The organism is Microbacterium sp. B19 (assembly GCF_000333395.1).
In the GTDB taxonomy this organism is placed as follows: Bacteria; Actinomycetota; Actinomycetes; order Actinomycetales; family Microbacteriaceae; genus Microbacterium.
In genome coordinates, this window is the sequence record NZ_BADA01000055.1 from 1 (window position 1) to 9,315 (window position 9,315).

8 protein-coding genes are annotated in these 9,315 nt (G+C 71.0%); 3 read left to right on the top strand and 5 right to left on the bottom strand.

From position 1 onward, the window contains the following. Positions 1–99: 99 nt before the first annotated feature. The 4 genes from I5G_RS01965 to I5G_RS01980 form a co-directional block, all read right to left on the bottom strand. Entirely contained in the window at positions 100–1,086 is a 987-nt protein-coding gene (locus tag I5G_RS01965; RefSeq protein ID WP_022877553.1) for an LLM class F420-dependent oxidoreductase, read from the bottom strand. 256 nt (positions 1,087–1,342) lie between these two features. Continuing rightward, a complete protein-coding gene (locus I5G_RS01970) occupies positions 1,343–2,305 on the bottom strand; it encodes a site-specific DNA-methyltransferase (RefSeq protein ID WP_022877554.1) in 963 nt (320 codons plus the stop codon). Continuing rightward, on the bottom strand, positions 2,302–3,351 hold the full coding sequence (locus I5G_RS01975) for a biotin/lipoate A/B protein ligase family protein (RefSeq protein ID WP_022877555.1): 1,050 nt from the start codon (positions 3,349–3,351) through the stop codon (positions 2,302–2,304). Before I5G_RS01975 ends, I5G_RS01970 begins: the two co-directional genes overlap by 4 nt. Positions 3,352–3,424: 73 nt before the next feature. Further along, complete coding sequence (locus I5G_RS01980) at positions 3,425–4,273, bottom strand: alpha/beta fold hydrolase (RefSeq protein WP_022877556.1); 849 nt, start codon at positions 4,271–4,273, stop codon at positions 3,425–3,427. Positions 4,274–4,436: 163 nt separating this feature from the next. Here I5G_RS01980 and I5G_RS01985 point away from each other — a divergent pair, with 163 nt between their 5' ends. Beyond that, positions 4,437–4,823, top strand: a complete 387-nt coding sequence (locus I5G_RS01985) for a MarR family winged helix-turn-helix transcriptional regulator (RefSeq protein WP_187288785.1) — start codon at positions 4,437–4,439, stop codon at positions 4,821–4,823. After that, positions 4,820–6,193 carry an MFS transporter gene (locus I5G_RS01990; protein ID WP_022877558.1) on the top strand — a complete coding sequence of 458 codons (1,374 nt, stop codon included), beginning with the start codon at positions 4,820–4,822 and terminating at the stop codon, positions 6,191–6,193. The genes I5G_RS01985 and I5G_RS01990 overlap by 4 nt, the downstream gene beginning before the upstream one ends. A gap of 25 nt (positions 6,194–6,218) precedes the next feature. Here I5G_RS01990 and I5G_RS26120 read toward each other — a convergent pair whose 3' ends face one another. Continuing rightward, positions 6,219–7,652: a helix-turn-helix transcriptional regulator gene (locus I5G_RS26120; protein ID WP_204365534.1), complete on the bottom strand. Its 1,434-nt coding sequence runs from the start codon at positions 7,650–7,652 to the stop codon at positions 6,219–6,221. Between the two features lie 107 nt (positions 7,653–7,759). On the opposite strand from I5G_RS26120, the gene I5G_RS02000 reads away from it, so the two are divergent. Further along, positions 7,760–9,315, top strand: a 1,556-nt coding sequence (locus I5G_RS02000; RefSeq protein WP_239642471.1) for a DHA2 family efflux MFS transporter permease subunit, incomplete at its 3' end; no start/stop codon positions are given.

Sequence of the window (9,315 nt, forward strand, 5' to 3'; positions counted from 1 at the left end):
TGAGATCTCACGCGCGCGTGAGAGGTCAGTTTCTGTCGCTTTCGGCGATCCCAGGCGACAGTTCTTGACCCCTCACGCGCGCGGCGCGAGGCGCGGAGCTCAAGCGAGCGCCGGAACCACCTCGCGCTCGAACAGCGTGATGCCCGAGGTGTCGTACGCGGCCTCGGGGAAGTAGTGGATCGCGTAGCCGAGGCCGTGCTCGGCGCGGGCGCGCAGGCGCTCGACGATCTGCTCGGGAGTGCCGAACGTGTCGGACGAGCGGTAGTCGGCCTCGATGGCATCCGCCCGCTCGTCTCCCACGTGGGGCCGGAGGCGCGCCACGACCGCGGCCAGACGCTCCTCGGCCTCGACCTCGGTGGGCGCGACGATCGTGTTGAAGTTCGTCGAGCGCGTGATCTCGCCGAAGTCGCGACCGAGCGTCTCGCAGTGTCCGCGCAGCACGGCCGATTTGTGGTCGAACTCGTCGAGCGAGCCGCCGAAGTTCGTGTACGACGCGTACTTCGCCGCGACCTTGAGCGTGACCTTCTCGCCGCCGCCGGCGATCCAGAGCGGGATGCCACCGGGCTGCAGCGGCTGCGGCTGCACGATCGCCCCGTCGACCTCGTAGTACTTGCCGGCGAGGGTCGCCGAGCCGGTGGTCCAGGCCTGGTGCATGATCTCGACGCCCTCGCGGAGCCGTCCGAGCCGCTCGGCGATCGGCGGGAAACCGTAGCCGTAGGCGCGCCACTCGTGCTCGTACCAGCCGCCGCCGATGCCCATCTCGGCGCGCCCGCCGGAAATGAGGTCGACGGTCGCCGCGACCTTCGCGAGGTATGCCGGATTGCGGTAACCCATGCACGTGCACATCTGCCCGAGGCGCACGCGGTCGGTGACGGCGGCGAACGCGGCCATGAGGGTCCACGCCTCGTGCGTCGCCTCGGCGCTCGGCACCGGCGTGGTGTGGAAGTGGTCGTAGACCCAGATCGACGACCACGGCCCCTCATCCGCGCTCTGCGCGAGCGAGCTCATCGCCCGCCACTGCTCGGCGGGGTCGATGCCCACCAGATCGAAACGCCAGCCCTGCGGGACGAAGATGCCGAATTCCATGGGCTTCACCTTAGGGCCGCGGTCCGACATCCGCGCGGGCGTGCGGTCGTTCCGCGCAGCCCCGGGCACCGCGCGCAGCGCCCGAGCCGTGCCCCCTGACCGCGAGACTGCATCCGCCTGACAACTCCACTGCAGCGTGCGGCGGTCTCGTCAGCCCACTGCAGTCTCGCGGTCCCCGCGACCCGCGCCCGCCAGCGACCCGCGCCCGCCAGCGACCCGCGCCCGCCAGCGACCCGCGCCCGCCCGGCGCGAGCGCTCAGCCGCGGAACGCGGCCAAACGCTGGTGCATCACGGCGACGGCGTCGGCGTTGTCGTCGATCAGGACGCTGTGGCGCCCGAGCGGGGCGGCGACGGCGCCGAGCGTGCCGCTGCCCGCGAACATGTCGAGCACCCGATCGCCCGGACGACTGGATGCCTGGACCATCCGCCGCAGCACGCCCTCGGGCTTCTGCGTCGGGTAGCCCGTCTTCTCCCGGCCCGTGGTCGGCACGATCGTGTGCCACCACACGTCCGTGGGGAGCTTCCCGCGCGCCGCCTTCTCGGGGGTCACGAGACCGGGAGCCATGTACGGCTCGCGGTCGACGGCATCCGAGTCGAAGAAGTACGCGGACGGGTTCTTCACGTACACGAGGATCGTCTCGTGCTTCGTCGGCCAGCGGCGCCGCGTCTTCGCGCCGTAGTCGTACGCCCAGATGAGCTCGTTGAGGAACCGCTCTCGCCCGAACAGCGCGTCGCACATGACCTTGGCGTAGTGCACCTCGCGGTAGTCGAGGTGCAGGTACAGCGTGCCGTCGTCGGCGAGCAGCCGCCACGCCTCCTCGAGGCGCGGCTCGAGGAACGCCCAGTAGTCGTCGAAGCGGTCGTCGTAGGTGCGGAGGTCGCCGCGCAGCCGCGCGTAGTCGCGGCCGTGGAACCCGCGCTGCACGACCGGCGTGGGAGCGGGTTCCTCGTCGTCGGGAAAGACGAGCATCGCCGGGTCGTGGGGCGGTTCGGATGCCAGGACCAGGGGCTCCTCGGCATCCACCGGCTCTTCGACGGGCGGCGTCCACCGCGCCGACTCGACGGCCTTCGAGCGCGTACGGCCCGTGTTGAACGGCGGGTCGAGGTAGACGAGCGTGAACGAGCCGTCGGGGAGGCCCGGCGTGACGGCGAGGTTGTCGGCGTGGTGGATCTCGACGGTGCCGTGGTCGAAGACACCGTCCAAGGTCGTGCCGCTCACGGAACGCGCTGGAGCCACGCGTCGGTGGCGAACTTCGAGGCGACGAGGGCCTCGGCTTCGGCGTATTCCTCGTCGGTGACGTGCCCGGCGGTCGCACCGTAGAGCGTCGTGAAAGTGTCGATGAACCGCTGGATCACGGCATCCCGGGGAAGGCCGGTCTGGCTCCGCAGCGGGTCGACGCGCTTCGCGGCCGACACGGTGCCCTTGTCGCTCAGCTTCTCGCGGCCGATGCGGAGCACCTCGGTGAGCACCTGGCCGTCCATGTCGTAGCTCAGGGTCGCGTGGTGGAGGACGCCGCCGTTGGCGAGGCGCTTCTGCGCGGCCCCGCCGATCTTGCCGTGGGGGCCGGCGATGTCGTTGAGCGGCTGGTACACCGCGTCGATGCCGAGCGAGCGCAGCGCCTGCAGCACCCAGTCGTCGAGGAACGCGTAGGAGTCGGCGAACGTCATGCCCGCCACGAGCGACGCGGGGACGTACAGCGAGTACGTGACGATCGAGTTGGCGGCCATGAGCATCGCGCCGCCGCCCGAGATGCGACGGACGACGTCGAAGCCGTACTTGGCCGCCCCCTCGGGGTCGACCTCGTTGCGCAGCGACTGGAACGACCCGATCACGACGGCGTTCTCGTTCCACTCCCACAGGCGCAGCGTGGGCTTGCGCAGGCCCGCGCCGACGCGCGCGGTGAGCACCTCGTCGAGCGCGAGGTTCATGCGCGGTGAGACGGGAGCATCGTGCACGACCTCCCACTCGAAGTCGCCCCAGCCGGGAGCCGTCACGAGCGCACGACGGATCGCGGTGGCGACCGACTCGGGCGTGAAGCCCAGGAGCTGGGCGCCCTCGGGCAGGGCGGCGCGGATCGCGGCGGCGATCGTCGGGACGTCCGACTCGACCGGCAGACCGTTCACGGCCGCGTCGATGTCGTCCAGCGCGTCGTCGGGCTCGAGGAAGAAGTCGCCCGCGAGGTGGAAGCCGGCGATGCGGCCGTCGCGCTCCTCGAGGTCGACGACGACCAGCTTCCCGCCGGGGACCTTGTACTCGCCGTGCATGCCTCCAGCCTACGGCGCGCGGCCGGGCGTCCTGCCCGTCGTCACGGCGACGGGCGAGGCGCCCCCACGGCCTTCACTCGCGGCGGGGGAACCGCGGATCGAGCCAGGCGGCGACATCGGCCCGGACCTCGGCCTGCGCCGCTTCGTTGAAGATCTCGTGGCGCGCACCGGGGTAGACGAGCGTCGTGACGTCGGTGAAGCCGGAGCGGTTCCGGTAGGCGTCCGCGAGGCGGTGCACGCTGCGGGGTCCGCCCACGGTGTCGTCGCGGCCGACCAGGAGGAGCGTGGGGATGTCGTGCCCGAGATTCCGTCGCGGGCGACCGATCAGCTTCGCGGTCTCGATCGGGCCGAACAGCCGCAGCAGCGGCGTCGAGGTCGTCAGCGGATCGGCGAGGAAGTCGCGCCCGACCTGCTCGACGCTCGACAGCCACTCCAGGCCGGTGCCTTTGAGGTGCTTCCACGGCGCATTGAGGTCGCCGGAGTTCAGGGCACCGGGCCAGCGGAGCGCGGAGCCGCTCAGGACCAGGGCGTCATAGGCATCCGGATGCCGATCCACCAGCATCTGCGCGAGGAACGAGCCCCAGGAGTGGCCGAGGAGGACGAGCGGCAGGTCGGGGTGCGTCTCGCGGATGATCTGGGTGAGAGTCCAGACGGCGTCGCGGGCCGCCGCGAGGCCGCCGGGTCCCAGGCGTCCGAGCTTGCCGTGGTCGCCGTTCCACTGCCGCAGGCCGGTGCGGCCGTGCCCGCGGTGGTCGTCGGCGTAGACCGTGTAGCCGTCGGCGACGAGGGCGTCGATCAGGGCGCTGTAGCGCCCGGCGTGCTCGCCCACGCCGTGCAGGAGCTGAACGACCGCACGCGGCACCTCCGCCTCGTAGACGTCGTAGACCGTGGAGATGCCATAGGCGTCGACGAACTCGGGCATGCGCAGAGTCTAGGGGCGGGATCCCGGCCGGAAAACGACCGATGGAACCGTTAGCAAGACTAATGAGCTATGCTAAGTATCGAGCATCATGAACGAACGCGTCGACGAATCCCCCCGATCCGGCTCGCGTGATGAGCTCCACAGCCCAACCTCCGAGCTGCGGATGGCCACGTTCCGCCTCGCCCGTCGCCTGCGCGCCCAGCGCGCGGTCGACACCATGAGCGATGGGCAGTTCGCGGTGCTCGCGGCCCTCTCGATCCACGGCGAGCACACGCTCGGCCAGCTCGCGGATCGCGAGCGGGTGACCGCACCCTCGATGAACCGCACGGTGTCGCTCCTCGAGGAGGCGGGCTACCTCACCCGCACCCCCGACGACGAGGACCGCCGCAAGGTGACGATCGCGCTGACGGATGCCGGTCGCCTCGTCGTCGCCGAGACCGTGCGGCGCCGGGATGCCTGGCTCGAGGAAGCCCTCGCCGCGCTGACCGACGAGGAACGGAAAACCCTGGCCGCCGCGGCCGTGATCATGCGAAAGGTGGCAGACACATGAGTGCGATGTTCCGCTCGTTCTCGGTCTACAACTATCGCGTCTGGTTCATCGGCGCCCTGGTGTCGAACATCGGCGCCTGGATGCAGTCGACGGCGCAGAACTGGGTCGTCCTCACCGAACTGACCCCCAACGACGCCGCCGCGATGGGCGTGACCATGGCGTTGCAGTTCGCGCCGCCCCTGCTGCTCGTCGGAGTGACCGGGTGGGTCGCCGACCGGTTCGACCGTCGCAAGCTCATCATGTGCACGCAGAGCGCGATGCTGCTCATGGCCATCACGCTCGGCATCCTGCTGCTCACCGGTGTGATGACGCTCCCGCTCATGTTCGTGTTCGCGCTCGCGCTCGGCGTCATCACGGCGTTCGACAACCCGGCGCGTCAGGCGTTCGTGTCCGACCTGGTCCAGAAGGAGAACGCCTCGAACGCCGTGGCGCTCAACGCCGCGTCGTTCAACACCGCGCGCCTGATCGGCCCCGCCGTCGCCGGGATCATGATCGTCGTGGTCGGCACGGGGTGGGTGTTCCTCGCCAACGCGCTCACGTTCGTCGGCATGCTCGGCGCCCTGGCGCTGATGCGCCCGCACGAGCTCGTCCGCCACCACCGCGGCGGCGGTCCCGCGCGTCTCGCGGACGGGTTCCGCTACGTCGCGAAGCGCCCCGACCTGGTCGTGACGTTCGCGATGGTGTTCCTGCTCGGCGCCTTCGGTATGAACTTCCCGATCTTCGCGTCCACCATGGCGCTCGAATTCGGCCGCGGCGCCGACGGCTTCGGACTGCTGAGCTCGTTCGTCGCGATCGGGTCCCTGGCCGGGGCGCTGCTCGCCGCGCGCCGTGAGCGAGCCCGCATGCGGGTCGTGATCTTCGGCGCCGGCGGTTTCGCCGTGGCATCCACTCTCTCCGTCCTCGCGCCGAGCTACGAGACCTATGCCGCGACGCTCGTCCTGACCGGCTTCTGCGTCGTGACGACCCTCACCACGGCCAACGGGTACGTGCAGACGACGACCGACCCCGCCCTGCGCGGCCGCGTGCTGGCGCTGTACATGGCGATCCTCCTGGGCGGCACACCCATCGGCGCCCCGATCGTGGGGTGGGTGGCTGAGGCGTTCGGTCCGCGCTTCGCGATCGGCCTCGCCGCGATCGTCGCGTTCCTCGCGTGCGGCATCGGCGTCGCGTGGACGATGGCGAGCGGTCGCGTGCACAAGCACGAGACGAAGCGGTTCCGCCTGACGCTCGACGAGACGCGTCCGATCACCACGATCGCGGTCGAGCCCGAGGACTTCAGCGACGAAGTTGCGGGGACGACGCCGATCCCGCTCCCCTCGGACCGGTCCCCGGCGGTGCGACCCGCACCGCGCGCGCGGCCGTCGGCCTGAACGGGGCCGCCGCACCACCGCACCGTCACACGTAGAAGCCGTGCGCCTCGAGCACGGCCACCGCGGCATCGCGCCCGGAGACCTGGAGCTTCGCGTAGATCGAGCGCAGCTGCGACTTGACGGTGTTCGGCGACACGTCGAGCTCCTCCGCGATCTGCGGCAGGCTGCGCGGGCCGCGCAGCGACAGCGCGAGACGCTCCTCCCGCGGACTGAGGTTGGGCAGCGGAGGACGGTGATCGTGCGTGGGCACGAGCTCGAGCATCGCGGCCAGACGCTCGGCCGCCTCCGCCGAGGCGGGGTGCTGCACGGCCAGCCGCTCGAGCAGTGTCAAGACCTCGGCCTGCGGCAGGGTGAGATACGGCGTGAGCGATCCCCCGAGGGACTCCGACAGGTGGAACCCTTCCGAGAAGGCGGCGTCGGCGGCCTGATCGTTGCCCAGCCGCGCGTGGGCCACGGCCCGGCGCAGGAGCAGCGGCGTGAGCGTGCGGACGCAGTGCTGCGTCCCCATGCGGAGGCACGGGTCCGTCGACTCGAGCACCTCGCGTTCATGCCCGAGGGCGATGAGCGCCGCGGCGCGCTGCATGTCGAAGCACAGCGCGTGCCCCGGGGGCGACACCCGCCCCTCGAGCACGGCCAGAGCCCGGCGCGGCTCGCCGCGCGCGAGCAGCAGGTCGGCGTACACGCCCTGCGCGAATCCCCGCACCATGGCGTGACCCGACGAAGCCTCGGTCCCCCCGGCCAGGGTGGCGACGAGCACGATGCCCTCGGAGTAGTCCCGGCGGATGAGCGCACACATGGCTTCGGCAGCCCGCGCGGTGTACTGCCAGAACGGGTCGTGCGGGGCGCCCTCGCGCAGTTCGATCGCCGTGGCCGCCAGGGTCTCGGCATCCAGTGCGGCCGAGGAGACCAGGATCCGCGCCAGCAGCACCGCGTAGTCCGGAAAGACCGCGTCCCATCCGGACGTGGATGCCAGCTCCTCGCACACCGCGAGACTCGCCCCGGCCAGGCGGTACTCGCCGTTGATCGCCGCCGCCAGTGCGCGCACGGCGTGGGCGCGGTAGAGCGTCACGGCGTCGTCCGCGTACGTGATCGCCGTTGCGGCGTACTCGCCGGCGCGTCGGGAGCACCCGGATGCCGCGTACACCTCGGCCACCGCCGAGAACAGGGTGGAGCGAGTGGCGGCAGCGAGCCGGGCGGGAGCGCGCAACCGACCGTCGGCGAAGTGCGCGTCGATCAGGCGGAGCCCGTCGTCGATGTGGTCGACGCGGGAACGCGCGATCAGGAGCGCCTCGAGCGCCTGGGCACTGGCATCCACCCACACTCGCGGCGCAGGTCCGGCTTCCACGTCGGCCAGAAAACGCAGGTCGAGGATGTCGGGCGCGGGCGCGATAGGTAGCGCCCCCCTCACGACGCGCGCCCCCACGGCCCTGACGTTCAGTATCGGGGAGGTCTCGGACACCGTTCGCTCCTCATTCCCCGATGCTAAGACACCGTTGCGCTCCGCGGCCTAAGGAACTTCTCATGGTTTGCTTCCCCGTCCGCGACTTCGCTAGATAAGCTAGCGATATGAACGAACGCATGGCCGGACGCCGCTGGGCGGGGCTCGTCTTCATCAGCATCGCCGTGTCGCTGATCATCGTGGACTCCACGATCGTCAACGTCGCCGTGCCCTCGATCGTGGAAGACCTCGGCATCTCCTCCACCGAGGTGCAGTGGGTGCAGGAGGCGTACACCCTCGTCTTCGCGTCGCTGCTGCTCGTCTTCGGCAGCCTCGCCGACCGTTTCGGGAGGCGCCGACTCATGCTCATCGGCGTCGCGATCTTCGGTGTCGCCTCGATCGCCGCCGCGCTCGCCCCGAGCGGGGGCTCGCTCATCCTCGCGCGGCTCGTGCAGGGCGTCGGCGGGTCGATGATCCTGCCGACGACGCTGTCGCTGATCAACGCGACCTTCCGCGGACGCGAACGCGGCATCGCCTTCGCCGTGTGGGGCTCCACGATCGGCGGCATGGCCGCCGTGGGCCCCCTCCTGGGCGGCTGGCTGACCACCTCGTTCTCGTGGCGGTGGGCGTTCGGGATCAACATCCCCCTCGGCATCCTGATCGTGATCGGGGTCCTCTTCACCGTGACCGAATCCCGCAGCGACCGACGGGAGAGCATCGACGGCGTCGGGGCACTGCTGTCGGTGCTGACGATGGCACCGCTCGTCTTCGGGCTCATCGAGGGCCGCACCTACGGCTGGTGGACCGTGAAGCAGAACCCGCAGATCGGCGAGTGGCAGTGGCCGTTGTCGCTCTCGCCCGTGCCGATCGCGTTCGCCGTCGCGGCGGTCGCCCTCGTCGCCTTCATCGCGTGGGGCGTGCACCGTCGGCGCGCGGACCGCTCGACGCTGCTCGCGCTCGGCCTGTTCCGCATCGCGTCGTTCCGCAACGGCAACATCGCCGCCGCCGTCGTGTCGCTCGGGGAGTTCGGCATCATCCTCGCGCTCCCCTTGTGGCTGCAGTTCGTCGTCGGGTTCGACGCGCTGCAGACCGGCCTGCTGCTGCTCGCCCTGGCGATCGGGTCGTTCGTCGCGAGCGGCGTCGCGGGTGCCCTGAGCGGCCGCGTCGCGCCGGTGTGGGTCGTCCGCGCGGGCCTGCTGGGCGAGATCATCGGCGTGGCCGGCGTCGCCTTCACCATCGGACCGGATGCCACCTGGGGACCCCTCATCCCGTTCCTGTTCGTCTACGGCATGGGCGTGGGACTCGCCACCGCGCAGCTCACCGGCGTCGTGCTCGCCGAGGTCCCGCCCGCGGAGAGCGGCGCGGCCTCGGGCACCCAGTCCACCTCGCGGCAGCTGGGCGCGGCCCTCGGCGTCGCGATCCTCGGCACGGTGCTGTTCTCCACGACGGGAAGCGTGCTGGCATCCGCCCTCGACGACCGCGGCCTCCCCGCCGACCAGCGCGACCAGGTGGTGTCGCAGGTCGTCGACAGCGCCGGCGCCGCGATCGTGGGACTCGAGCAGGCACCCCAGACGCAGGACCTCGCGTCCGACGCGAAGGCGGCCTTCAGCGACGGTACTCGCGCCGCGGCGTTCACCGCGGCCGGCTTCCTCGCCCTCGGCCTGCTCTCCACGCTCACCCTGGG

Coding starts and splice junctions, on each gene's coding strand:
- I5G_RS01965 (WP_022877553.1), bottom strand. CDS start 1,086: ATGGAATTCGGCATCTTCGTCCCGCAGGGCTGGCGTTTCGATCTGGTG.
- I5G_RS01975 (WP_022877555.1), bottom strand. CDS start 3,351: ATGCACGGCGAGTACAAGGTCCCCGGCGGGAAGCTGGTCGTCGTCGAC.
- I5G_RS01980 (WP_022877556.1), bottom strand. CDS start 4,273: ATGCCCGAGTTCGTCGACGCCTATGGCATCTCCACGGTCTACGACGTC.
- I5G_RS01985 (WP_187288785.1), top strand. CDS start 4,437: ATGGCCACGTTCCGCCTCGCCCGTCGCCTGCGCGCCCAGCGCGCGGTC.
- I5G_RS01990 (WP_022877558.1), top strand. CDS start 4,820: ATGAGTGCGATGTTCCGCTCGTTCTCGGTCTACAACTATCGCGTCTGG.